Raw genomic sequence first — 23,279 nt, forward strand, 5'->3', positions numbered from 1 at the left:
TGGTCATGAAGGGGTCCTTCATCACATCGAGCGTTGCGAAGGGGTCCTTCATCACGTTCAGCGCAACGAAGGGGTCCTTCATCACGCCGGTTGTTACGAAGGGCCCCTTCGTGGCATCGCAGCTGTCTCGAAAGCCTCTTTCGGGGCAGGGGCAGCGTTCCGGCCGCAACTTGGCGCAGGACGTGGTGGCGGCCATACGATGGACTGAGGTGAGTGGCGCCGCGTGAGTTCTGGGGAGGCGGCATGGCGGTCACGCAGACAGTGCCCTGCGTTCAGGCGCTTGCCGCGTCGTGGACGGCGGGGAGTTTCACGCTCGAACCGGTCACCGCGGAGATCCGCCCGGGCCGGCTCGTCGCGATCATCGGGGCGAGCGGGGCGGGCAAGACCACGCTGCTCGAACTCCTCGCCGGGGTGCGGGAACCGACGTCCGGGCAGGTCACGCACCCGCCGGACATCGGGTTCGTGCCGCAGGACGACATCGTCCACACCCACCTCCCGCTGGACCGCACCCTGTCCTACGCGGCCCGGCTGCGTGGCGAACCACCCGCTGTCGACGAGGTCCTGGCGACGCTCGGGCTCACCGACCGCGCCCGCGCGACCGTCGCCACGCTCAGCGGCGGCGAGCGCAAACGGGCGAGCATCGCGGTCGAGCTGCTCGGGCAGCCGGACGTGCTGTTCCTCGACGAGCCGACCAGCGGGCTCGACCCGGGCACCGGCAAGGACCTGGTCCGCAACCTCCGGCTGCTGGCCGACGCGGGCCGCACGGTCGTGTACACCACCCACAACCCGCCCGACATCGCGCTGACCGACCAGGTCATCGTGCTCGTCGACGGCCGGCTCACCTACTCCGGACCACCCGATGGCGAGGGCACCGCGGAGGAGATCTACCACCGGCTGGTGGCGGGTGAGGTCGAGTGGTCGCCGTCGCCGGTCGTCTTCGAGCCGCCGGCGGCACCGCCCGCGCCGCGCCGCCGCGTCCCGGCGGTCCGGCAGTGGGCGCTGCTGACCGCGCGGGCGGTGGAACTGCTGGCCCGCAACCGGATCACGCTCGCCATCCTCGTCGGCTCGCCGATCATGATCGCGCTGATGTTCCTGATGCTGTTCCGGCCGGGCGCGTTCGACCCCGGGTCGCCGTCCCCGAACACGACCGTGATGATCCTGTTCTGGATCGCGTTCGGCGGCTTCTTCTTCGGCCTCACCTACGGGCTGTCCCAGATCTGCGACGAGTTCGCCATCCTCCGCCGCGAACGCCGCGCCGGCCTCGGCCTCGGCGCCTACCTGTTGTCCAAAGTGGCCGCTCTGCTCCCGTTGCTGTGCCTGGTGGACGCGCTGCTGCTCGCGTTGCTGTCGGTCACCGACCGGCTGCCGGACCTGGCGTTCGGGGAGAACCTCGCCCTGTTCGTCACGGTCGCGCTGGCGTCGGTGGCCGCGCTGACGCTCGGACTGCTGGCCGCGTCGGCGGTGCACAACCCGTCGCAGGCGGCGCTCACGTTGCCGATGCTGTGCTTCCCGCAGGTGCTGTTCGTCGGCGCGTTCCTGCCGGTCCCGGTGATGGCGGACGTCGGCCGCTGGTTCAGCTACGCGATGAGCAACCGCTGGGCGTTCGAGGCACTGGGCCACACGGCGGGCCTGCCCGCCCTGTGGCGCGACGGCGGTTCCCCGCTCGGCCCGCCGCTGCTGGCGTCCTACGAGGACAGCTTCGACCATCCACTGTGGACTCACTGGTCGCTGCTGGCGGGCTTCACGGTGCTGTTCGCGGCCCTGACGCTGGTGGTGCTGCGCCGCAAGGCGGGACCAGCGCGATGACCGGGGCCACGGCACCGTTCCTCGCGGAGTACCCGGAGTACGCCACGACGTCCCGCCTCGACGAACTGCGCGGCACCGAGTACAGCTACCTCGACGAGCAGGGCCACCTGTACCTGGACTACACGGGCGCGGGCCTGGCGGCCCACGCGCAACACCGCGCACACGCGGACCGCCTGGCGGCGACACTGTTCGGCAACCCGCACTCGGTGAACCCGACGAGCGAGGCGGCCACCGCTCTCGTGGAGGCGGCGCGGCGGCGTGTGCTGGAGCACTTCAACGCCTCCCCGGCCGAGTACACAGCGGTGTTCACCCCGAACGCGACGGGCGCCGCGCGGCTGGTGGGGGAGGCGTACCCGTTCGGCAGGCGCACGAGACTCGTGCTGACGTTCGACAACCACAACTCGGTCAACGGCCTCCGCGAGTTCGCCCGCCGAGCCCACGCCACAACGGTGTACGTGCCGACGAAGGCGCCGGAACTGCGGGTGTCCGCCGACGCGCTGACCTCCGCGCTGAGCCGGGGACGGGGTCTGTTCGCTTATCCGGCGCAGAGCAACTTCAGCGGCGTGCGCCACCCGCTCGACTGGGTCGGCCACGCGCAGGAGCGCGGCTACGAGGTGCTGCTGGACGCGGCCGCGTACCTGCCGACGAGCATGCTGGACCTGAGTGCAGTGCGCCCGGAGTTCGTGCTGGTGAGCTGGTACAAACTGTTCGGCTACCCGACGGGAGTCGGCTGCCTGGTCGCCAGGCGTGACGCGCTGGCACGGCTGCGTCGGCCGTGGTTCTCCGGCGGCACGATCCAGGCGGTCAGCGTGGGCATGCCCTGGCACACGATGGCCCCGGACGAGTCCGCCTTCGAGGACGGCACGCTGAACTTCCTGTCCATTCCGGACGTCCACTTCGGACTGGACTGGCTGTCGGGCATAGGTGTGCCACTGGTGGGAACGCGGGTGGCGTGCCTGACAGGCTGGTTGCTGCGATGCCTGAACGGCCTGAAACACACCGACGGTACCCCGATGGCCCGCGTCTACGGCCCGACGACGGTCGAGGCCAGGGGCGGCACGGTGGCGTTCAACTTCCTGGACGCGACCGGCAAGGTGGTGGACGAACGCCTGGTGGCGGCGGAGACGTCGGCGGCGGGCATCTCGCTGCGCACCGGCTGCTTCTGCAACCCGGGAGTCGGCGAGGACGCGTTCGGCCTGGACCTGGGCGCACTGAAATCCCTGCGCCACGCGAAGACGGACTCACTGGACGAGTACCTGAGGCTGATCGGCCTCCCGTCAGCCGGCGCGATCCGCGTGTCGTTCGGCCTGGTGTCCACGGTGGCGGACGTGGGCCGGTTCGTCGAGTTCGCGGAACGCACGTACCGGGACCGCGTCACCGGCACGGCAGGTCTCCCGCCCCGCGACCGCTGCTGACCGACCTCCCTCACTCCTCCAGCAGATCCGCGGGATCGGCCCGTTGCCCGCCGCCGAACAACGCCCCGGAAGCGGTATCGGCACCAGCGTGCCGCCACCACTCCGCCTCCCGCCTGCTGCGTACGTCGTCCACGGCGACCACCGCCCCGGACTCGTGCACCATCGCGGCGAGGTTGGTCAACGCCTTGCCCACCAACGACTTCCGCGACGCGCCCCGCGCCTGCGACACCAGCCGCGCGGTCAGTGCCACCGCCCGCAACGGGAACCCGCCCAACCGCACCACCTCCGACGGGTCACCGCCGAAGTCGTGCACCGCCATGCCCACCCCGGCCGCCGCGAGCGACGACAGGTTGTCCGCCGACCGGGCCCGGCCCTCGAACACCTCCGATGCGGGCATCGCGAGCTGCAGGCGTGAAGCGGACAGCTCCGTCTCGTCCAGCACAGCCAGCACCGTGTCGACGAGGTCCGGCGCGGCCGACTGGTTCGGCGACAGGCGCACCGACAGCGGCAGGCTCGTCACCCGCCCGCACGCGTCCCGCAGCAGCCACCGCCCGATCCTCGGGCTCTGCCCGGTCTGCTCCAGCACGTCGGCCAGCCCTGGCTCCTCCCACCGGACGAACGCGTCCACGCCAACCGGCTGCTCGTCGGTGAGCCCGACCCGCAGGCGATAGCCGGTCGTGAGCCGCGCACTGTCCAGCGTCGCCGCCGCGCGGAGCAGTCTGCGGTCGTGGGCGTCCTCGTCCGGCATCAGCAACCGCCAGCGGCCGGGCCCTTCCCGCCGTGCGTGCCGCAGCGCGATGTCGCCCGCCTGCAGGAACTCGACCGGGTCGGCCCGGTGCGGTGGGCTCTGCACCACGCCGACGCTCGCGGACGTCCGCAGGCCGAGGTCCGCGATGCGCGTGGTCGCCGAGATCGCGTCGTGGATCGTGGCGACCACGTCGGCCGGGGACGTGGTGCTCTCCTGCAGGACCGTGAACCCGGCCCGGTCGAAGCGCGCCACCATCATGTCCGGCATCGCCGACCGCAGCCGGACGGCGATCGCGGTCATCAGCGTGTCCGTGCGCGGGCCGCCGAGGCCCTCGTTGAACACCGAGAACCCGTTCAGCTCGATCCGGTACAGCGTGGTCGGGCTGCCGGAGTTGAGCACCTCCTCCAACCGGGTGCTGAAGAACTGCCGGTTCGGCAGCCCGGTCAGCGGGTCGTGCAGCAGCTGGTGGCTGAGCTGCCGCCGCAGCAGCGTCAGCTCGGTCGACGTGTCACCGAAGTCGGACTGCCTGTTCTCGGCCGCGTGCATCGCCTTCTTCGCGACCTCCAGCAGCGCGCGGCACATCGCCTCCTGCTGGTCGGTGGTCCGCCGCCGGATGGCCTCGGCGAACCCGGCCGCCAGCGCGCCGAGCAACCGGACCACGTGCTCGGGCGGCCGGCCACGCACGTCGTCGTCGGTCAGCAGTGGCCCGGCCAGCACGTCGATCGTGGTCTGCAGGCTCGACTTGTCGACGCAGTTCAGGGACACGAGCCGCGCACCGGCCCGCTCCGCCGCCTCGAGTCCGAGCGGCTCGGCGGTCAGCGCCGCGAACAGGGCGTGGACCATCTCCAGCAGCGGCTGCTCGAGATCGGTGTGCTCCAACGGCACGTACGCGGTCGAGCTGATCAGGTACGCCCACTTGCGGGCGACCTTGACGCGTGCCTTCTCTCGATCCTTCGCCGATCTCGCCGCGGGGGCGCGTGGCCCGCCGTTTCTCAGGGGCTCGGTCATCGGCGGATCATCCGATCTGCCCATCGCACCACCACATCGTGCAGGTCAGGAGCGTTCGGGGCGTAGTTGAGCGCGTGGCCGTAGCCCGGTAGGACATAGGCCTGCAGTCGCGCGGCGGGGCCGTAGAACGGGGCCTCCGCCCGCAGCAGCGCCGCCGACGACGAGCAGTCGGTGGCGAGCAGCCCGCAGAAGGTCGGGTCCGCGCCCGCCATCACGGTGAGGACCGGGACGCCGACCTTCCTGGTGTACGGGGTGACGGTGCCGAGAAGTGCCGCGTCGACGAGTTCGGTCGGCGCGACGACGTCCTTGGCCGCCTCGTCGAGCGCGTCGATCGCCGCGTCGTACGGACCCGGCGCGTGCAGGGACCGCCAGCGCGTGCCGGACATGGTGGTCAGGTAGCCGAGGTCGAGCGGCCTGCCCGAGAACGCCGGGTCCAGTACGGCGGGCACGAACGTGGCGGCGATCGGCGCGAGACCGAGCACGTTGAGGTGGTGGCCCATGCCGGTGACCAGCACGCCGTCCACGTCGCGGTACCTGGCCGCCTCGATGATCGAGATGGCGGAGCCGAGCGAGTGGCCGCCGAGGAAGACCTTGTCGAAGCGCTGCCGCAGCACCTGCACGACCTGGTGCACCGCGTCCGCCTGCGTGATCGCGGTGAGCAGGACGCTCGGCGGGACCGAGCTCGCGCCGGTGCCGAGGCGGTCGACGGTCAGCGTCGCGTACCCGCCCTCGTTCATGGCGCGGCGGAACGAGTGCGTGGCCGGGTCGACGGGGATGTCCCAGTAGCCGCGGTTGTAGAAACCGCCGGGCACCAGCACCTGCACGGCGGACGTGCCACCGGCCGGCACGCACAGCGTCGCGGCCATCGTCTGCGCGAGGCCCGCGATGGTGACCGGGTACCGCGCGGGTGTGCACGTCGGCTCGGCGGCGTTCGCCGGGGGTGCGGACAGCAGGAACGCGAGTGCGGTTGCGGCGAGCGCCATGGCGAGCCGCCGCGAGGGTCGGGGGAGCAACGGGAACCTTTCAGCGGGGAACGGCCGTCATCGACAGCCGTGCGGGATAGGCGGTTGAGGTGAACGTGACCTTCAGCGGCCGTTCCGGGACGGGCACGAGCCGCCAGCGGCTCGCGATCGTCGCCACCGTCACGACCATCTCGGTCAGGGCGAACGCGTTCCCGACGCACATCCGGTTGCCCGCGCCGAACGGGATGAACGCACCGCGTGGCACCTCCTTGGCGCGGTCCGGCGTCCACCGGTCCGGGTCGAAGCGCCGCGGGTCGGGGAAGCAGCGCGGGTCGTGGTGCAGTGCGTGCGGGCTGATGGTGACCTCAGTGCCCGCAGGCAGGGCGACGCCGCCGAGCCGGACGGGGCGCAGCGTGCGGCGCATCAGGATCCAGACGGGGTACATCCGCAGGGTTTCGTTGACGACCTGCTGGAGGTAGGTCAGCTTCGGCACGTCATCGGCGGTGACGCGGCGGCCCGAGAGGACCTGGTCGATCTCCTCGTGCACCCGGCGCTCCACCTCGGGGTGCCGCGCGATCTCGTGGAACAGCCAGGCCAGCGCGAGCGCGCTGGTCTCGATGCCTGCCGACAGCAGCGTGACGACCTCGTCGTAGGCCTGCTGGTCGGTCATCGGCTCGCCGTCCTCGTCGCGCGCCATGAGCAGCATGGACAGCAGGTCGCCTCGGTCGGCGCCGGTGGCGCGCCAGTCGGTGATGACCTTGCCGACCACCGCGCGCATCCGGCGCACCGCGCGGTCGAACTGGCGGTTGCCGCGCACGAGCAGCGGGCCGACGAACGCCGGGGACAGCGCACGGACCATGCCGTGCCGGATGACGATCGGGATCGAGTAGCGGGCTTCCCCGATGGCCGTGCGGCCGAACTCGGTGCCGAACAGCGCCTCGCCGACGATGGTCACGGCGAGTGCCTGCATGTCCTCGTTGATCTCCCGTTGTTCGCCCGGCCGCCACGATTCGCTCAAACGGGAAACAGCGATTTCCATTTTTTCGGCATAACGCGCGATGCGTTCGTGGTGGAACGCGGGCTGAACCAATCTGCGTTGTCGCAGGTGAAAGGGACCGCCGGAATTCACGAGACCATTGCCGACGAATGGCCGGAACTTGTCGAACATGGCACCTTTTCCGAAACTCGCCGAGTCCGCGACGAGCACGCGGTGTGTCAGCTCCGGCGTGGTCACGAAGTACATCGGCAGCATGCCGAGGTACACGCGCACGACGTCGCCATGCGCGCGAAGACCTTCCGTGAAGCCGAATCTGCGCTTCAGCAGCGCGGGGGTGTGGCCGAGTACCAGCCATCGGCCGGGTGCCACCGGAACGGACATCCGCAACTCCTCGCCTCGCGAGACGGATTACAGTAAGGGCCCTGCGGTGGTCTCCGACAGCGCCCGATCGGGTGCTATCCCGAGATTTGCCCCGACTTCTCCGCGAAATAGAGGTGTGCTGTGACACAGCAGGACTGGGTTCCGGGAATGATCGACACGTCCGCGCCCAGCGGTGCGCGCACATATGACTATCTGCTCGGCGGCGGCCACAACTTCGAGGCCGACCGCACCATGGCTGACCAGGTCGAACGAGCGGTGCCCGGGATCAGGGCCGCGGCGCGGCTCAACCGCGCGTTCCTCGCCCGCGCGGTCCGGTTCATGGTCGGCGAGGGGATCCGTCAGTTCCTCGACATCGGCTCCGGCATCCCGACGGTCGGCAACGTGCACGAGATCGCGCAGAAGGAGGACCCGGAGTGCCGGATCGTGTACGTCGACCGCGACCCGATCGCGGTGGCGCACAGCGAGCTGATGCTGTCCGGCAACGACCGCGCGGGGATGGTCGAGGCCGACATGCGCGACCCGGAGGCGATCCTCACGCACCCGACGACCCGGACCCTGATCGACTTCGACGAGCCCGTCGGCCTGCTGTTCCTGCTGGTGCTGCACTGGATCCCGGACGAGTCCGCCCCGGCGGCGCTGGTGGCGCGGTACCGGAACGCGCTGGTGCCCGGCAGCCAGCTCGCGATCACGCACATGACCGACGACATCCAGGAGGACAAGATCTCCGCGGTGGCGGACGTCGTGCGCGGGAACCGGGGCGCGGGCCAGGTGTTCCCCCGTACCCGCGAGGAGATCTCCGCGCTGTTCGGTGACTTCTCGCTGGTCTCACCGGGTCTGGTGCCCACGGGCACGTGGCGCCCCGGCGGGGCCGGTGACATCGCGGACGACCCGGAGATGAACGAGCTGTCGTTCGCGGGGGTCGCCAGGAAGGGGTAGTCCGGGTGGTTGGGAGTACGCCGGATGGGGTAGGACTGGTACGACTGAATCGGACATAACGTCGATCGAAGGGATCCACCCCGTGGCACACGACCCCACTCGCCGCTCGCTCCGCATGCTCGCCGTGATCGGCGCGCTGGCGGCGCTGCCGCTGCTCGCCGCGTGCAACGACAGCGAGGAGGACGATGACGACGACAACGACGACGACAGCATGGGCCGTCCCGCCGCCGTGCTGGTCGTGACCCAGTAGCCGACCGGGTCAGTGCTGCATGGTGGGGTCTCCCTCGAGGAGACTGCCCCCCAGCTCGCTGTGTAGCCGCTCCATGTCGGCGACCTCGAGGCTGGTGAGCGCCCACCGATCGCCGACGAGGTAGGTGGCGCCGTAGAGACGGGCCGTGTCGAGCCAGGCCTGTTTCTTCTCGTCGGTGGTGAAGTCGAGAAGCATGTATCGGGTGGCGTCGGTGGCACAGGCGGCCTGGCGGAAGTCGCTGGTCTTGCCCTGGAACTCTGGCGTACACCCGACCTTCTCGGCCAGTTCCTCTACGGTGTACGCCCGGTCGGGCGGCGGTGGTGGCGCTTCCCGCGCACACGCCGCGAGCCCCCAGCAGAGGGCGACCAGAACCACGCTCAGAACCCGGGCCATACCCTTATGAACGGTCGGCGGCCTGCCCCGGTTCAAAAAGCTCAGCGGCGGGTCAGGCCGCGCAGGAAGTCGGTGTTCGTCTCGGACTTGCGCAGGCCTTCCAGCAGGATGTCGATGGCCTGGTGGTTGTCGCGGGTGTCGAGGGCGTGCCGGAGCGCGCGGGTCGCGGCCAGCTCACCGGCGGTGAGCAGCAGTTCTTCCTTGCGGGTGCCGGACTGGCGCACGTCGACGGCGGGGAACACGCGCCGCTCGGCGATCCGCCGGTCGAGGCGCAGCTCCGCGTTGCTGGTGCCCTTGAACTCCTCGAAGATCAGCGAGTCACCGGCGGAGCCGGTCTCGACGAGCGCCGTCGCGAAGATCGTCAGCGAGCCGCCGCCGTCGACGTTGCGGGCCGCGCCGAGGAAGCGCTTCGGCGGGGTGAGCGCGCCGACGTCGACACCACCGGACAGGGTGCGGCCGGAGCTGGGGGCGGAGAGGTTGTAGGCGCGGCCGAGCCGGGTGAGCGAGTCGAGCAGCACGACGACGTCGCGCCCCTGCTCGACGAGCCGCTTGGCCCGCTCGATGGCGAGCTCCGCGAGCGCCGTGTGGTCCTTCGGCGGCTGGTCGAACGTCGCCGCCACCACCTCGGCGGGCACACCGCGGGCGAGGTCGGTGACTTCTTCCGGCCGCTCGCCGACGAGCACCAGCATCAGGTGGCACTCGGGGTGGTTCTTGGCGATGCCGTGCGCGATCGCCTGCAGCACAGTGGTCTTACCGGCTTTCGGCGGTGCGACGATCAACGCGCGCTGTCCTTTGCCCACGGGCATGACGAGGTCGCTCACCCGCGCGGTGAGCGCGTGCGACTCGGTTTCGAGGCGGAGTCTTTCGTTGGGGTAAAGGGGAGTCAGGTCGGTGAACGCGGGACGCGCGTACTTCGGCCGCTGCCCGTTCACACTGTCGACGGTCGCGAGCTTGCCGGACCGGGTGTCCCCGGTGACGGTGTCACCGCGCCGCAAGTCGTTGGCACGCACCAGTCCCATAGGGACGGACGTGTCGTCGGGGGTGGGCAGGTATCCGTCGGCGCGCACGAACGCGCGATCACCGACGACGTCGAGTATTCCGTTGACAGACATGGGAAATCCTTAGAAGAAGCAGTCGCATGAGGACTGAGAGGAGAAAGAAGAAGGCTCAGTGGGGGAGAGATCCGCATCCACGAGCGGTGACCCGAGGCTACCTCCCCGACCGCACGGTGCGCAACCGTCTATGGTTCGACCGTCAGTCCCCACCGTTGAAGGAGAGCACCAAAGTGGCCGTTTCCGCTGACCTGGCGAAGCAGCTCGACAAGGCGTACGAGGACCGGAGCGTCACCGAGATCCTGGACGCGCCGGTGGCCGCCATCTCGGGCGTGAGCGAGGGCGACGCCGAGAAGCTGGCCGCCGCGTTCAACATCAAGACCGTGCGCGACCTCGGCACCAGCAAGTACTTCCGCCTGGCCGCCGCACTGGCCGAGCTGGAGACCCTCTCCAAGTGACACAACGCGGCGGGTGACCGGGTTGTTCCCGCCTGTCGTGGCCGGTCACCCGCCGCGGGCCCTTTCTGGGCCCGGTCGCCTTGGGCCGGTACGCGACCCTGTCCGGCTGCCTCGGCAAAGTCGTGCGGTTCTCGGCGGCCGGTGTTGCCCTCCGGGGCTGCCCTCCGGGGGCTCCTCGCCGGAGGGGCAGGTCTCTGGGATGGCTCCTCGGTTTCGTTGTTTGGCTGCGGTTGGGTGCGGGTCTGCCTGCCATCCCGTCGACCTCCCTACGGGCTATCACACCGGCTCAAGGGGGCGGTTTTTCGACTTTGCTGCCGGTTCCGTTGGTGGTGCCCCCTTGAGCCGGTGTGATCGGGCTTCGCCAGGTCGACGGGATGGCAGGGAGCCCCTGTGTGGCGGGCTTCCGCCTTTGCTCGGTTGGCCTTCGTGCCGTGAAAGGCGCTTTCAGGGCGTGGCCCGATGTCATGAAGGGGCCCTTCATCACACCGGGCGCAATGAGGGGGCCCTTCATCACGGTGAGCGCAACGAAGGGGTCCTTCATCACGCCGGAAGTTATGAAGGGGTCCTTCATCGCATCGAGCGTTGGGAAGGGTCCTTTCGAGGCATCGGTGATGCCGTCAACGCGCCTTTCGCGGCAATCGCACACAGCCCGGTCCCGCGCAGTCGCCGGTGCCCAACCCCCACCCTGTCCCGGGGGCGTCCCGCCTTGCCAGCTTACCGGTTGGCGCGGCAGAAATCAGGCGAAAGGGCCCACCTGTGGACAACTCGCCCTGCTGTGGACAACCGGGGTTGCCGATCCCGCGCAGGCGGAGAACCATGAGGCGCGAGGACGACGTGGGAGCGGGCCATGACCGCGCTGAAACCAGTCCCGATACGCGTACATGCCGGCGCCGCCGTGCGGGGCCCGAAAGGCGCTGTCCTCCTGGGGCTCCTGCGGACCACGGACCCGAAGCAGATCGGCGTCCTCTACCTCGTCACCTCGTTCGGTTTCTTCATGACCGGCGGTGTGATGGCGCTGCTGATGCGCGCCGAGCTGGGCTCGCCGGGCCTGCAGTTCCTGTCACAGGAGCAGTACAACCAGCTGTTCACCATGCACGGCACGATCATGCTGCTCCTCTACGCGACCCCCATCCTGTTCGGTTTCGCGAACTTCGTCCTGCCGCTGCAGATCGGGTCGCCCGACGTGGCGTTCCCCCGGCTGAACGCGCTCTCCTACTGGCTGTTCCTCTTCGGCGGGCTGATCGTGCTCGGCTCGTTCCTCACCCCGGCGGGCGCGCCCGACTTCGGGTGGACCGCCTACACGCCGCTGTCCGACGTCACGCGCAGCCCCGGCGTCGGCGGCAACCTGTGGATCGTCGGGCTCGTGCTGTCCGGGCTGGGGACGATCCTCGGCGGCGTCAACATGCTGACCACCGTCATCTGCCTGCGTGCGCCCGGGATGACGATGTTCCGGCTGCCGATCTTCACGTGGAACATCCTGATCACCACGATCCTGATCCTCATCGCGTTCCCGATCCTCACCGCCGCGCTCATGGGGCTGCTCGCCGACCGGCTCATCGGTGCGCACGTGTTCGACCCCGCGAACGGCGGCGCGATCATGTGGCAGCACCTGTTCTGGTTCTTCGGCCACCCCGAGGTGTACATCGTCGCGTTGCCGTTCTTCGGGATCATCACCGAGGTCATCCCCGTCTTCAGCCGCAAACCGCTGTTCGGCTACCGCGGCATGGTGTACGCGACGATCGCCATCGCCGGGCTTTCCGTTGTGGTGTGGGCACACCACATGTTCGCGACCGGCGCGGTGCTGCTGCCGTTCTTCTCGATGGCGACGTTCCTGATCGCCGTGCCGACCGGCATCAAGTTCTTCAACTGGGTCGGCACGATGTGGAAGGGGCAGCTGACGTTCGAGTCGCCGATGCTCTTCGCGATCGGTTTCCTCGTCACGTTCCTGCTCGGCGGCCTCACCGGCGTGCTGCTGGCGTCACCGCCGATCGACTTCCACGTCACCGACACGTACTTCGTCGTGGCGCACTTCCACTACGTGCTGTTCGGCACGATCGTGTTCGCCACCTACGCGGGCATCTACTTCTGGTTCCCCAAGATCACCGGCCGGTACCTCGACGAACCGCTCGGCAAACTGCACTTCTGGACCACGTTCCTCGGCTTCCACGCGACGTTCCTCGTGCAGCACTGGCTCGGCGACGAGGGCATGCCGCGCCGCTACGCCGACTACCTCGCCTCCGACGGGTTCACCGTGCTCAACACGATCTCCACGATCGGCGCGTTCGTGCTCGGCGCCTCGGTACTCCCGTTCGTGTGGAACGTCTTCCGCAGCTACCGCTACGGCGAACCGGCCACGATGGACGATCCGTGGGGCTACGGCAACTCCCTCGAATGGGCCACGTCGTCACCGCCGCCGCGGCACAACTTCACCGAGCTGCCCAGGATCCGCACCGAGCGCCCGGCGTTCGACCTGCGCTACCCACATGCGATCGACGACGCCCGGCGACACAAGTACGTCGGCCCGTGGGGCGGGCACGCCGACGAGCAACCGCGGGCACCATCGGAGAAACTGGGCGACGCGATGCAGTCGGAATGACCGCTCAGCGCTTTGTGGTGACCAGTTCGAACGCGTGCCGCCGGTGTGCGGCGAAGAGCCGGAGCGCGGTTTCGGTGTCCCGGGACCGCAGCGCCGCGACCAGGTCACGGTGTTCCCCGGGGATGTGCGACAGGTAGTCCTCGGTGCTGACCCCGACCCGGGTGAGCAGGAACAGGTGGACCTGCGAGCGGATCGCCTGCCAGGCCTCGAACAGGCGCCGATGCCCGGCGGCGGCGTACACGGCGTCGTGGAACTCGATGTCGGCGCGGACCATGGCGTGCGCGTCCTCGGCGCGCGACATGCGCGCCGCGGCCTGCTCGATGGCATCGAGGCCGCTGGCGTCGGCGGTGCCTTCGGTGTCCGAGGCCTGCGCGACGACCAGTTCGACCGCGAGTCGCTCCAGCGCGCCACGCAGGCTGTCCAGCTCGGCGATGTCCTCGGGCGAGAGGGTCATGACGGTGGCGCCGCGGTGCCAGGCGCTGCGGACCAGGCCCTCGCGTTCCAGCCGCAACAGCGCCTCCCGGACCGGCCCCCGGCTCACCTCGAGCGCGGCGGCCAGCTCGACCTCGCGAAGCTGTGCGCCCAGCTCGTAGGCACCGCTGAAGATCGCGTCGCGGATGCTGTCCGCGACCTCGTCGGCCAGGCCCCGGCGTCGCGCGGGAGCCACCCGTGTCGTCATGTCTGAATGTTAACATTACGACATGACCGATATTCCACGCTTCCACCTGGCCATGCCCGTCGACGACCTGACCGCCGCGCGCCGCTTCTACGGCGAGGTCCTCGGGCTGGCGCAGGGCCGGAGCTCGGACACGTGGGTGGACTGGAACCTGCACGGCCACCAGTTCGTCACGCACCTCGCCCCGGCCCGCCCCCAGCGCGTCCACAACCCGGTCGACGGGCACGACGTCCCGGTGCCGCACTTCGGCCTGATCCTGACGGTCCCGGACTTCCAGGAACTGGCGGACCGCCTCCGCGCGGCGGGGACGGAGTTCGTCATCGAGCCGTACGTCCGCTTCAAGGGCGAGACCGGCGAACAGTGGACGATGTTCCTCCTGGACCCGGCCGGGAACGCCCTGGAGTTCAAAGCCTTCGCCGACGACTCGCAGGTCTTCGCGGCCTAACGCTGTGTCACCACGTGTGCCGGGCTCCCGGCACCACCAGACCCCCGAAAGTCCAGCGAGGAGGCCCGTCCGGCGAGGACAAGACCCCCGCTCGTCGACCCGGCCCCTGGACGACGTTCGGTTGTCCTACGAGCACAGCGCCGTGTCGAGGGCGGCTTCGATGGACCGCCCGGCGGGCAGGGTCGTCGGGTTCGCGGTGACCGCGACCGTCGCCACGCGGCCGTCGTCGGTCACCGCGTTGCGGGTGACGTAGCCAGGGGCGTCGCCGCCGTGGGTCCACGCCCGGCCGCCGCAACTGAGGCGGAACGTCCCCAGCCCGAGGCCGTACGTCGCGTCGCCCGTCAGGTCGAAGTCCGGTGCGGGCACCGTCTTCTTCATCTCCGCCAGCTGCGCCGGGTCGAGCAGTTCGCCGTCCAGCAGCGCGGTCATGAACCTGTTGAGGTCGCGTGGCGTCCCGATGAGCTGCCCCGCGGCCCACCCCATCGACGGGTCCATCTCCGTCACGTCGAAACGCGAGCCGTCGGCGGCCGGGAAGTACCCGTGCGGGTGGCGCCCCCGGATCGTCTGGTCGCCCAGCTCCGGCCAGTACGTGTCCCGCAGCCCGAGCCGCTTGATGACCCGCTTCGTGATCTCCTCGCCGACGGGCCTGCCGGTGACCTTCTGCACGATCAACCCGGCCAGCACGTAGTTGGCGTTGCTGTAGCTGAACCGAGTGCCGGGCGGGAACAGCAGGTCCTCGGTGAGCACCACGTCCACCAGCTCACGCGGCTCGAAGTGCACGTGCCGCACGGCCGCGTAGTCGTCGATCAGCTTGTCGTCGTAGTCGACCAGACCGCTCGTGTGCTGCAGGACGTGCCGCACGGTGATGCCGTCCGGAACCAGGTTCGGCAGGTACTTCGCGACCGGCGCGTCGAGGTCGATCCTGCCCTCGCCGACGAGCTGCAGCACGACCGTGGCCGTGAACGTCTTGGTGTTGCTGGCAATCCGGACCCGTCCGTTGACCGGCATCCGCGCACCGGTCCGCGTGTCGGCGACACCCGCCGTGTAGTCGCGCGTCCTGCCCTCGCTGCCGCGCACCGCCGCGAGCGCACCTGGGAAGTCGTCGGTCAACGCGTTCAGGCTCTGCTGCACGGGATCGGCGCGCGGTGCGGCCGCCGCCTCGTCGAACGGTGCGCAGGCAACGGCGAGGCAGGCGACCGCGGTGAGTGCGATGCCGCGAAAAGTGTTGGTCATGCCGGAAATGCTGGTCTGCCGGCGACCTTGTGACGATCCCGTGCGCTGCACGACCCGTGGTACAGCAGGCACTACCGCCCGTTCGAGTCCTCCAGGAAACGCAGCACCGCGGTGACGCGGCGGTCGGCGCGGTCGTCCGGCGCGAGGTCGAGCTTCGCGAAGATGTTGCGGATGTGCTTGTGCACGGCGCCGTCCGTGACCACGAGCCGTTCCGCGATCGCGCTGTTGCCGAGCCCTTCCGCCATCAGCGCCAGCACGTCCCGCTCCCGTGGCGACAGGCGTTCGAGCTTCGTGTCGCGCCGCGTCCTGGCCAGCAGCTGCGCGACGACGTCCGGGTCGATGGCCGTGCCGCCGTTCCGGACGCGCCGCAGCGCGTCCAGGAACTCCTCGACCCGCCCGACCCGTTCCTTCAGCAGGTAGCCCAGCCGCGCGCCGCCACCGGCGAGCAGCTCCGTGGCGAACGCCTGCTCCACGTACGCCGACAGCACGAGCACCGCCAGCTCCGGCTTGCGCCGCCGCGCCTCGACCGCCGCGACGATGCCCTCGTCGGTGTGGGTCGGCGGCATCCGAACGTCCACAATGGCCACATCGGGGTCGTGTTCGTCGACTGCGGCGAGGAAGTCGTCCGGGTTGCCGGTCGTGGCGACGACGTCGAGGGACTCCGCGCGCAGCAGCATCGCGAGCCCTTCGCGCAGCAGGGCGTCATCCTCGGCGATCACAATCCGCATGGCAGTCTCGCAGTCAAGGTGGTCGGTCCGCCGGAAGGGCTTGTCAGCGCGAAGGTACCGCCGACGGCCTCGACCCTCCCCCGGACCCCGTCGAGGCCCGCGCCGGGCCGCGCGCCGCCGCGGCCGTCGTCGGTGACCGCCACGTGCAACAGGTCGTCGCGGTGGCGCAGCGCCACGGTCGCGTGCCGGGCGTTGCTGTGCCCCGCGACGTTCGCGAGCGCCTCCGCCACCACGAAGTACGCCGTCGCCTCCACCTCCTCGGCACACCGGCCGGGCAGTTCGGCGTCGACGCGGCACGCCACCGGACTCGCCGCCGCCAGCGCGGACAGCGCGCCGGGCAGCCCCCGGCCGGCGAGCACCGGTGGCTGGAAGCTCCGCACCACCGCACGGAGTTCGGCCAGAGCCGCCTCGGTGGCGTCCTGTGCGCGGCCGAGCATCGCGTCGGCCGCGCCCGGGTCACGGTTCAGCGCGCGCCGCGCCCCGCCGAGCAGCACGGTCACGGCGGCGAGCCGGTTCTGCGTGCCGTCGTGCAGCCGCCGCTCGATGCGCCCCAGCTCGGTGGCGTACAGCGCGGGCCAGACGGTCGGGTGTTGGTCGCGGCTCGGCACGGCACCTCCTTGGCACCGCGACGATAGGCCGCCGCAACCCCGTGCCGCAGTACAGCAGGCTGTACTCCTACGGGACCAGCATCGGCCGGAACGCTCCCTGCACGTCGGTGACCGACGCGGCGACGTACACCTGCGACGGCGGCCCGAAGTCCACATAGGAGGACGACCGGTACTCGAGGACGGCCGGGCAGCTGGCGCCGCCGATCTCCAGCTTGAACGACGCGACGAGCTTCCCGGTCCGCACCTCGAACACCCGCAGCGGGATCGCGATCTTGTGGAACGTGACGTCCGTGTACCCGAGGATGCTGTCGGCCGCCTCGTACGGGCAGGTCTGCACGGGTGTCCCGTACTCGGTCTCACCGGCGCAGACCACGATGACCGCGTCGGCGGCGTCCGTGGCCTTCCAGCCCGGCGGGATCTTGCCGGTGTGCGCGTCGTTGCCGAACACCAGCGCCCGGTTGGGCCGGTTGGGCACGTAGGGCTTGGCGCCGCTGTAGGGCGCGGGCTTGTCGCAGTACGCGGGTGTCGAGCCGGCGGCCGGGGTGAGCAGGGTGCGCACGTTGTTCAGCTCGATGGCCTGCGTGGCCTTCGTGACGCCCGCCTGCGCCTTCGGTGCCAGCTCGTGGTCGGGGTACTGGTCGAGGAGCTGCTGGTAGCGCTGTCGCGCGGGCTGCCAGTCGCTCTTCTCCATGAAGAAGTCCGCGCAGCCGACGATGGCGTCGGGCGCGATCCTCGGCACGACCTCGGTGGCGTCCGCCAGCGTCCCGCCCGGCTTCTCCTTGCCGAGCCAGTCGGTGACGGCCTTGGTGTCACAGGGGTCGTCGACGGGCAGCGCGCCGAGGAACCGGTCCATGGTGGTGCGGACCATCTCCTCGTGCCCGGGCAGGTCGCGCAGCACGCCCTGGAGGTCGCCGAACCCGGCGGCGAGCGCGGTGGTGTTCCCGCCGAGTGCCGTGTCCAGCTCCCGGCCCGCGGTGCGCAGCTGGTCACAGGCCCGGACGGTGTCGTCGGCCCGCACGGTCAGCGGCGCGTTGGCCAGCTCGTGCCCGAACCAGAGCGTGCCGGTGGCCTCGAGCGCGGCGCCACAGTCCCCGTCGGCCCGCGCGTCGGCGGTGTCCTGCTCGATCCCCGCGGCGTCGAACCGCAGCAGCCCGAACGCGAGCAGCACGGGAATCGCCGCTCCCAGCGCCACGAACCGCTGCGTGCGGACCGGGTTGGGCCGCGGCCGCGGCCGGGCGAGCGCCCACCCGTGCACGATGACCGCCACCCACCAGGCCACGACCACGAACTCGAACCAGAGGGTGGGTGTCGTGGTGACGAGCAGGAAGAGCAGCGCGACCGTGACCAGCGCCGCGGTGACGGCGAGGACTTTCCGGCCGAGGAGGACGTAGCCGATGCCGAGGAGGGACGCGTTGCCGAGTGCCACGGCGAGCGGGTCGGCGGGCTTCGGCGGCTTGGGGATGCGGGTGCCGTAGGTGGGGGTGGCGTCGGGGTCGTAGAACGCCGGACGCGGGTCGCTGACCCGGAAGTTCCACTGTGGCTGGACGCCGGGCAGGGGCGGCGGCGGCCCGGCCAGGTGGGGGATGGTGAGCTGCTCGGTGTCGGGGGCGGTCTGAGCCGCCGCCTGCTGGACGGGGATGAACGGCTCGGGCGCCACCAGGGCGGGCTCGGGTGCTGCGGGGGTGCCGAGGGCGGCGGGGAGCGTGACTGCCGCCGCGGCGGCGGCGGGAGACTGGGCAGGGTCGGAGGGTTCCGCCGCTGCTGGGGTGGGCTCGGGTGCCGGCGCTGCCGCCGCGGGCTCGGCTGCGGCGGGTGGCGGTGAGTCAGGTCCCGCAGCGGGTGCACTGGCGGCCGTTTCCGGCGTGGTCGTCTGCGCTTCCCTGGGCAGCCCGGGCTCCGCCGACGGCGTGGGCGGCGGGGTGGGGACAGGCTCAGGCTGCTGCGGGCGGTCCATCGGTGGTTCCTTCCCGGGAACTGGCGGGATGCCGAAAGAATTGTCGCTCGTGAAGCCCGGGAGGGGGCCCGGAATGATCCGGTTGCCAGGTATTGCGTCCGCTTCTTGCCACGTCCTGTGTGGACGGTCAGCGGCACGGCCGAGATCACGGCACGGCAACGATGGAGACACAAAACCGCGGGCCGGTGATGAACACCGACCCGCGGTCCTGATGTACGCCGCCAGGGACTCGAACCCCGAACCCGCTGGTTAAGAGCCAGCTGCTCTGCCAGTTGAGCTAGCGGCGCGCGTGTCGCAGGGGATCTCTCCGCCGCGACGTGAGGAACCGTATCACGTGCCCCTGAGGCCCCAGAAATCGGATTCCTCATCCGGGTGGATGGCCTGCTCCAGGGCGTTGGACGCATCCGGCACACTGTGTCTGACGATCACGGGCAGATGGGGCGGTTGTGTGATGGCTTGGGGTGGCCCGCGGCGGGGCCTGCTTGTCGGCGGGGTGTTGGGCCTCGCCGTGTTGATGATCACTTCATGTACCAGCGGCGAGGCGGAGACGGCGCCGAAGGACGACGCGAGCAGGTCGACGTCGAGCGCGAAGCCCGCGCCGCCGAAGAAGCCGGTGAAGATCACGATCACGCCTGGTGACAAGGCCGTGGACGTGGTCCCGGGCGGCCCGGTGACCATCGCGGCGGTGGACGGCAAGGTCACGCAGGTCACGCTGGTCAACGAGGCCGGTGAGCCGGTGGCGGGGCAGCTGTCCCCGGACGGCACCACCTGGCAGACCACCGAGCCCCTCGGGTTCGGCAAGACCTACACGGCGACGGCGACCGGTGCGGGCACGGACGGCAAGCCGGCCACGGTGACCTCGGTCTTCTCGACGGCGACACCGCGCGTGAAGGCCGATGTCTCCATGAACCCGCTGGACGGCCAGACCGTGGGTGTCGGTCAGCCGCTGGCGTTCTACTTCGACGTCAACATCGAGAACAAGGCCGCGGTGGAGCAGGCGATCCAGATCGGGACGACGCCGCACACCGAGGGCGCCTTCTACTGGTACGACGACAGCGAGGTCCACTGGCGACCGAAGGAGTACTGGGCCGCCGGCACGAAGATCACGGTGAACGCCGCGATCTACGGCAAGGACTTCGGCAACGGCGTGTTCGGCAACGACAGCCGCCTGGCGAACATCACGGTCGGCGACGCGATCGTCGCGACGGCCGACGGTGCCACCCACCAGATGACGGTGACCATCAACGGCGCGGTCGCGCGGACGATCCCGATCTCGATGGGCAAGCCGGGGCACGAAACGCCGGTCGGCACGTACGTGGTCATGAGCGAGCACACGAACTACACGATGGACTCCAGCACCTACGGCGTGCCGACGGACGCGGCGGAGGGCTACCGGACCCACGTGGACGTGGCGAGCCGCATGTCGAACAGCGGCATCTTCTACCACTCGGCTCCGTGGTCGGTCGGCGACCAGGGCCACCGCAACGTGAGCCACGGCTGCATCAACATGACCACGGAGAACGCCCGCTGGCTGCAAGAGATCAGCCAGAAAGGCGACGTGATCACCGTCCAGAACAGCGGCGGCCCGGTCCTCGAGTCGTGGGACGGCCTCGGCGACTGGCAGATCCCGTGGGACCAGTGGGTCGTAGGCGGCAAACGCTGACCTCGCGGAAGAGCCCGGAAGCCCTGTGCTTCCGGGCTCTTCTTTTTGGGATGCCGCAGTGTGGTTTTGTCCTCGCCGGACGGGCTTTGCCTCCGGCGACTCCTCGCCGGAGGGGCAGGTCTCCGGGATGGCAGGGGGCTGGCAACGGGGCTGGTTTGGCAGGGACTCTGTGAGGTGGTCTGCCTGCCATCCCGTCGACCTCACTACGTGCTATCACACCGCGCCGAGGGGGCCGTTCCAGCGTTTGCTGCCGGTTTGGATGTTGGTGCCCCCTCGACGCGGTGTGATCGGGCTTCGCCAGGTCGACGGGATGGCAGGCAGCACACGTGTTGCATAGGCAAGCGCCCGACCGAAGCAGCCCGAAGGGAGACGCACAGAGAGGCCGGAACCCACCAAGGCGAACGCCAATGGCGAACCCCCGAGGAGAAGATGCCGATGCCGAAGGCGAAGGCGAAGGCGAAGGCGCCGAGGGGAAGATGCCGAAGGCGAACCCCCGAGGGAAGGTGCCAGAAGCGAAGGCGCCCACGCAGTCAGGGCGACAAAAACGCACCGTGGGGGGTTTGGGGGGCTCGACCCCCCAGCATGATGACGAACCCAAGGGGGAAGGTGGCCCCGAAGGGCCACCGAACACAACTACCCCGGGTGAGTGACGGGACTTGAACCCGCGACATCCTGGACCACAACCAGGTGCTCTACCAGCTGAGCTACACCCACCATCGCTGCGTGAAGCGTGCAGCGGGCATATCGTAACGTGCCCGTCTGGTGGGTTGGCAAACGGTTAGGGTTTGGGGTTCATCAGGGCCTCTGCCACGGCCTTTGCCTGGTCGCTCGTCGGGCCGGGGGCGGGGACGAAGGCGGTGCCACGGTAGTACTCGAGTTCGCGGATGGACTCCCTGATGTCCGCGAGCGCGCGGTGGGTGAGTCCTTTGTCGGGCTGTGCGTAGTAGATCCTCGGGTACCAGCGCCTGCTCAGCTCCTTGATGGACGACACGTCGATCATCCGGTAGTGGAGGTGGGCGTCGAGGGCGGGCATGTCGCGGGCGATGAAGCCTCGATCGGTGGCGATGGAGTTGCCGCAGAGGGGCGCCGTGCGGGCGTCGGGGATGTGTTTGCGCACGTAGTCGAGTACCTGGGCCTCGGCTTCCGCGATGGTCACGGTCGACTGGCGGACCAGCGGGGTGAGGCCGGACGCGGCGTGCATGTCGCGGACGACGTCCGGCATGGCGTCGAGGGCCGCGTCGTCGGCGTGGATGACTATGTCGACGCCGTCGTCGATGATGTTGAGTTCGGAGTCGGTCACGAGAACCGCGATCTCGATCAGTGCGTCTTTACTCAAGTCGAGACCGGTCATCTCGCAGTCGATCCACACCAGGTTGTCCGTCACCCGACGGAGCTTATCCCGGTACCCTGGTTTGATCTCGCAGGTTGCGGGGGTAAAGGCTTGGCGCGAGGCTTCCCGGTACGCGATTCACCTAGTGGGGCGATGCGGATGGGCAAGGATGTCGAGCGGACCGAGTTCACCCGCGCCGACCGGCAACGGTTCCGGGAGAAGGTCCGGCAGTGTCTGGACGTGTTCGCGCAGATGCTCAAGCAGTCTGCGTTCGACACCGACCGGCCGATGTCGGGGCTGGAGGTCGAGCTGAACCTGGTGGACGCCGCCGGGGACCCGGCGATGAAGAACGAGGACGTCCTTGCCGCGATCGCGGACCCGGACTTCCAGACCGAGCTGGGCCAGTTCAACATCGAGATCAACCTGGCGCCGCGTGTGCTGGGGCCGGACGGGCTGTCCGGGTTCGAGGAGAGCCTCCGCGCGTCGCTGAACGCGGCGGAGGAGCACGCGCGGACGGTCGACGCGAACATCGTGATGATCGGCATACTGCCGACGCTCCAGCACGAGCACATGAACGCCGAGACCCTGTCGTCGAACCAGCGCTACAAGCTGCTCGACCAGCAGATCTTCGCCGCCCGCGGGGAGGATCTGGAGATCAACATCGCGGGTGAGGAGCGGCTGGTCACCCAGGCCGACACGATCGCGCCCGAGTCGGCGTGCACCAGCGTGCAGTACCACCTGCAGGTCGCGCCGGAGCGGTTCGCGGACTTCTGGAACGCGAGCCAGGTCGTCGCGGGCATCCAGGTCGCGCTGGGCGCCAACTCGCCGTACCTGTTCGGCAAACAGCTGTGGGCGGAGAGCCGCATCGCGTTGTTCGAGCAGTCGACCGACACGCGGCCGGACGAGTTGAAGGCGCAGGGCGTGCGGCCGAGGGTGTGGTTCGGCGACCGGTGGATCACGTCGATCTTCGACCTGTTCGAGGAGAACGTCCGGTACTACTCGGCGCTGCTGCCGCTGTGCGACGAGGAGGACCCGTCGCAGGTGCTGGCGGACGGCGGCACGCCGCAGCTGAGTGAGCTTCGGCTGCACAACGGCACGATCTACCGCTGGAACCGGCCGATCTACGACGTGGTCGACGGCCGTCCCCACCTGCGGGTGGAGAACCGGGTGCTGCCCGCGGGCCCGACGGTCGTGGACGTGATGGCCAACGCGGCGCTCTACTTCGGCCTGGTTCGCGCGCTCGCGGAGCAAGAGCGTCCACTGTGGACCCAGATGAGCTTCTCGGCGGCGGAGGAGAACTTCCACGCCGCGGCCAAGGGCGGGATCGGGGCGCGGGTGTACTGGCCGGGGATCGGCGACGTGCCGGTCACCGAGCTGGTGCTGCGCAGGCTGCTGCCGCTCGCGCACACGGGCCTCGACCTGTGGGGTGTCGCGCCCGAGCAGCGGGACCGGCTGCTGGGCGTGATCGAGAAGCGGTGCATCTCCGGGCGCAACGGCTCGACGTGGCAGGTCGACACCGTGCGCGCGCTGGAGGAGACCCGATCGGTGACACGTGAGCAGGCGCTGCGGGAGATGACCCGCCGCTACGCCACCCACATGCACACCAACGAGCCCGTGCACTCCTGGCCAGGGGTGTAGTG

Annotated in this window: 20 protein-coding genes, 2 tRNA genes and 1 pseudogene; 9 read left to right on the plus strand and 14 right to left on the minus strand. The window is 69.8% G+C overall.

Features of this window, described 5'->3' with window-relative positions; genetic code table 11:
* Positions 1 to 243: 243 nt before the first annotated feature.
* Positions 244 to 1,806, plus strand: coding sequence for an ABC transporter ATP-binding protein/permease (locus FHR82_RS03110; RefSeq protein WP_184808674.1), 1,563 nt, complete (start codon positions 244 to 246; stop codon positions 1,804 to 1,806).
* Positions 1,803 to 3,221, plus strand: a complete 1,419-nt coding sequence (locus FHR82_RS03115) for an aminotransferase class V-fold PLP-dependent enzyme (protein WP_184808675.1) — start codon at positions 1,803 to 1,805, stop codon at positions 3,219 to 3,221. Before FHR82_RS03110 ends, FHR82_RS03115 begins: the two co-directional genes overlap by 4 nt.
* A 10-nt stretch (positions 3,222 to 3,231) precedes the next feature.
* On the opposite strand, the gene FHR82_RS03120 is transcribed toward FHR82_RS03115, so the two are convergent.
* From FHR82_RS03120 to FHR82_RS03130, 3 genes are read right to left on the minus strand one after another with little or no spacing between them, the layout of a single operon-like run.
* Complete coding sequence (locus FHR82_RS03120) at positions 3,232 to 4,977, minus strand: EAL domain-containing protein (protein WP_184808676.1); 1,746 nt, start codon at positions 4,975 to 4,977, stop codon at positions 3,232 to 3,234.
* A complete protein-coding gene (locus FHR82_RS03125; protein ID WP_225943963.1) occupies positions 4,974 to 5,990 on the minus strand; it encodes an alpha/beta hydrolase in 1,017 nt (338 codons plus the stop codon). Before FHR82_RS03125 ends, FHR82_RS03120 begins: the two co-directional genes overlap by 4 nt.
* A 10-nt stretch (positions 5,991 to 6,000) precedes the next feature.
* The gene (locus tag FHR82_RS03130) at positions 6,001 to 7,317 is read right to left on the minus strand and encodes a cytochrome P450 (protein WP_184808677.1); all 1,317 of its coding nucleotides are present in this window, start codon (positions 7,315 to 7,317) and stop codon (positions 6,001 to 6,003) included.
* Positions 7,318 to 7,464: 147 nt separating this feature from the next.
* On the opposite strand from FHR82_RS03130, the gene FHR82_RS03135 reads away from it, so the two are divergent.
* Both FHR82_RS03135 and FHR82_RS03140 read left to right on the plus strand, forming a co-directional pair.
* Complete coding sequence (locus tag FHR82_RS03135) at positions 7,465 to 8,253, plus strand: SAM-dependent methyltransferase (protein WP_184808678.1); 789 nt, start codon at positions 7,465 to 7,467, stop codon at positions 8,251 to 8,253.
* Positions 8,254 to 8,335: 82 nt separating this feature from the next.
* Positions 8,336 to 8,503 carry a hypothetical protein gene (locus FHR82_RS03140; RefSeq protein WP_184808679.1) on the plus strand — a complete coding sequence of 56 codons (168 nt, stop codon included), beginning with the start codon at positions 8,336 to 8,338 and terminating at the stop codon, positions 8,501 to 8,503.
* 9 nt (positions 8,504 to 8,512) lie between these two features.
* Here FHR82_RS03140 and FHR82_RS03145 read toward each other — a convergent pair whose 3' ends face one another.
* Both FHR82_RS03145 and FHR82_RS03150 read right to left on the minus strand, forming a co-directional pair.
* Positions 8,513 to 8,878, minus strand: a complete 366-nt coding sequence (locus FHR82_RS03145) for a hypothetical protein (protein ID WP_184808680.1) — start codon at positions 8,876 to 8,878, stop codon at positions 8,513 to 8,515.
* Between the two features lie 59 nt (positions 8,879 to 8,937).
* Positions 8,938 to 10,008: pseudogene (locus FHR82_RS03150) on the minus strand (transcription termination factor Rho, short form); the annotation flags it as partial.
* A 173-nt stretch (positions 10,009 to 10,181) separates the two neighbouring features.
* Here FHR82_RS03150 and FHR82_RS03155 point away from each other — a divergent pair.
* Both FHR82_RS03155 and ctaD read left to right on the plus strand, forming a co-directional pair.
* Positions 10,182 to 10,406 (plus strand): hypothetical protein, encoded by a 225-nt coding sequence (locus FHR82_RS03155; protein ID WP_184808682.1) that lies wholly within the window; start codon positions 10,182 to 10,184, stop codon positions 10,404 to 10,406.
* Between the two features lie 847 nt (positions 10,407 to 11,253).
* Entirely contained in the window at positions 11,254 to 13,002 is a 1,749-nt protein-coding gene (gene ctaD, locus FHR82_RS03160; RefSeq protein ID WP_184808683.1) for an aa3-type cytochrome oxidase subunit I, read from the plus strand.
* A 4-nt stretch (positions 13,003 to 13,006) separates the two neighbouring features.
* Here the strand turns inward: ctaD and FHR82_RS03165 are convergent, their stop codons facing one another.
* Entirely contained in the window at positions 13,007 to 13,681 is a 675-nt protein-coding gene (locus tag FHR82_RS03165; RefSeq protein ID WP_184808684.1) for a GntR family transcriptional regulator, read from the minus strand.
* 22 nt (positions 13,682 to 13,703) lie between these two features.
* Between FHR82_RS03165 and FHR82_RS03170 the strand changes: the two genes are divergently transcribed.
* The gene (locus FHR82_RS03170; RefSeq protein ID WP_184808685.1) at positions 13,704 to 14,123 is read left to right on the plus strand and encodes a VOC family protein; all 420 of its coding nucleotides are present in this window, start codon (positions 13,704 to 13,706) and stop codon (positions 14,121 to 14,123) included.
* Between the two features lie 126 nt (positions 14,124 to 14,249).
* On the opposite strand, the gene FHR82_RS03175 is transcribed toward FHR82_RS03170, so the two are convergent.
* The 6 genes from FHR82_RS03175 to FHR82_RS03200 all read right to left on the minus strand — a co-directional run bounded on the left by FHR82_RS03175 (position 14,250) and on the right by FHR82_RS03200 (position 19,276).
* A complete protein-coding gene (locus tag FHR82_RS03175; protein WP_184808686.1) occupies positions 14,250 to 15,356 on the minus strand; it encodes a serine hydrolase domain-containing protein in 1,107 nt (368 codons plus the stop codon).
* Positions 15,357 to 15,427: 71 nt separating this feature from the next.
* Complete coding sequence (locus FHR82_RS03180; protein WP_184808687.1) at positions 15,428 to 16,084, minus strand: response regulator transcription factor; 657 nt, start codon at positions 16,082 to 16,084, stop codon at positions 15,428 to 15,430.
* Positions 16,072 to 16,692 (minus strand): sensor histidine kinase, encoded by a 621-nt coding sequence (locus FHR82_RS03185; RefSeq protein WP_311770842.1) that lies wholly within the window; start codon positions 16,690 to 16,692, stop codon positions 16,072 to 16,074. Before FHR82_RS03185 ends, FHR82_RS03180 begins: the two co-directional genes overlap by 13 nt.
* 67 nt (positions 16,693 to 16,759) lie before the next feature.
* Entirely contained in the window at positions 16,760 to 18,646 is a 1,887-nt protein-coding gene (locus FHR82_RS03190) for a tetratricopeptide repeat protein (RefSeq protein WP_184808689.1), read from the minus strand.
* A 214-nt stretch (positions 18,647 to 18,860) separates the two neighbouring features.
* Positions 18,861 to 18,933 (minus strand) — tRNA-Lys (locus FHR82_RS03195).
* A gap of 43 nt (positions 18,934 to 18,976) precedes the next feature.
* Positions 18,977 to 19,276, minus strand: a complete 300-nt coding sequence (locus FHR82_RS03200; protein ID WP_184809350.1) for a hypothetical protein — start codon at positions 19,274 to 19,276, stop codon at positions 18,977 to 18,979.
* Between FHR82_RS03200 and FHR82_RS03205 the strand changes: the two genes are divergently transcribed.
* Positions 19,260 to 20,309, plus strand: a complete 1,050-nt coding sequence (locus tag FHR82_RS03205) for a L,D-transpeptidase (protein ID WP_311770843.1) — start codon at positions 19,260 to 19,262, stop codon at positions 20,307 to 20,309. The genes FHR82_RS03200 and FHR82_RS03205 overlap by 17 nt on opposite strands.
* A 641-nt stretch (positions 20,310 to 20,950) precedes the next feature.
* Here the strand turns inward: FHR82_RS03205 and FHR82_RS03210 are convergent.
* Both FHR82_RS03210 and orn read right to left on the minus strand, forming a co-directional pair.
* A tRNA-His gene (locus FHR82_RS03210) sits at positions 20,951 to 21,023 on the minus strand.
* A 64-nt stretch (positions 21,024 to 21,087) separates the two neighbouring features.
* On the minus strand, positions 21,088 to 21,693 hold the full coding sequence (gene orn / locus FHR82_RS03215; protein WP_184808691.1) for an oligoribonuclease: 606 nt from the start codon (positions 21,691 to 21,693) through the stop codon (positions 21,088 to 21,090).
* A 105-nt stretch (positions 21,694 to 21,798) separates the two neighbouring features.
* Here orn and FHR82_RS03220 point away from each other — a divergent pair, with 105 nt between their 5' ends.
* Positions 21,799 to 23,277 (plus strand): glutamate-cysteine ligase family protein, encoded by a 1,479-nt coding sequence (locus tag FHR82_RS03220; RefSeq protein WP_184808692.1) that lies wholly within the window; start codon positions 21,799 to 21,801, stop codon positions 23,275 to 23,277.
* Positions 23,278 to 23,279 lie beyond the last annotated feature (2 nt).

Origin of the sequence: Actinophytocola algeriensis (assembly GCF_014203735.1) — a bacterium.
Lineage (GTDB): Bacteria > Actinomycetota > Actinomycetes > Mycobacteriales > Pseudonocardiaceae > Actinophytocola > Actinophytocola algeriensis.

Bases quoted from the DNA above. Each gene is read 5' to 3' on its own strand.
- ctaD (WP_184808683.1), top strand. From the start codon at position 11,254: ATGACCGCGCTGAAACCAGTCCCGATACGCGTACATGCCGGCGCCGCC.
- FHR82_RS03190 (WP_184808689.1), bottom strand. From the start codon at position 18,646: ATGGACCGCCCGCAGCAGCCTGAGCCTGTCCCCACCCCGCCGCCCACG.
- FHR82_RS03180 (WP_184808687.1), bottom strand. From the start codon at position 16,084: ATGCGGATTGTGATCGCCGAGGATGACGCCCTGCTGCGCGAAGGGCTC.
- FHR82_RS03135 (WP_184808678.1), top strand. From the start codon at position 7,465: ATGATCGACACGTCCGCGCCCAGCGGTGCGCGCACATATGACTATCTG.
- FHR82_RS03165 (WP_184808684.1), bottom strand. From the start codon at position 13,681: ATGACGACACGGGTGGCTCCCGCGCGACGCCGGGGCCTGGCCGACGAG.
- FHR82_RS03175 (WP_184808686.1), bottom strand. From the start codon at position 15,356: ATGACCAACACTTTTCGCGGCATCGCACTCACCGCGGTCGCCTGCCTC.
- FHR82_RS03115 (WP_184808675.1), top strand. From the start codon at position 1,803: ATGACCGGGGCCACGGCACCGTTCCTCGCGGAGTACCCGGAGTACGCC.
- FHR82_RS03120 (WP_184808676.1), bottom strand. From the start codon at position 4,977: ATGACCGAGCCCCTGAGAAACGGCGGGCCACGCGCCCCCGCGGCGAGA.
- FHR82_RS03170 (WP_184808685.1), top strand. From the start codon at position 13,704: ATGACCGATATTCCACGCTTCCACCTGGCCATGCCCGTCGACGACCTG.
- FHR82_RS03220 (WP_184808692.1), top strand. From the start codon at position 21,799: ATGGGCAAGGATGTCGAGCGGACCGAGTTCACCCGCGCCGACCGGCAA.
- FHR82_RS03110 (WP_184808674.1), top strand. From the start codon at position 244: ATGGCGGTCACGCAGACAGTGCCCTGCGTTCAGGCGCTTGCCGCGTCG.
- FHR82_RS03130 (WP_184808677.1), bottom strand. From the start codon at position 7,317: ATGTCCGTTCCGGTGGCACCCGGCCGATGGCTGGTACTCGGCCACACC.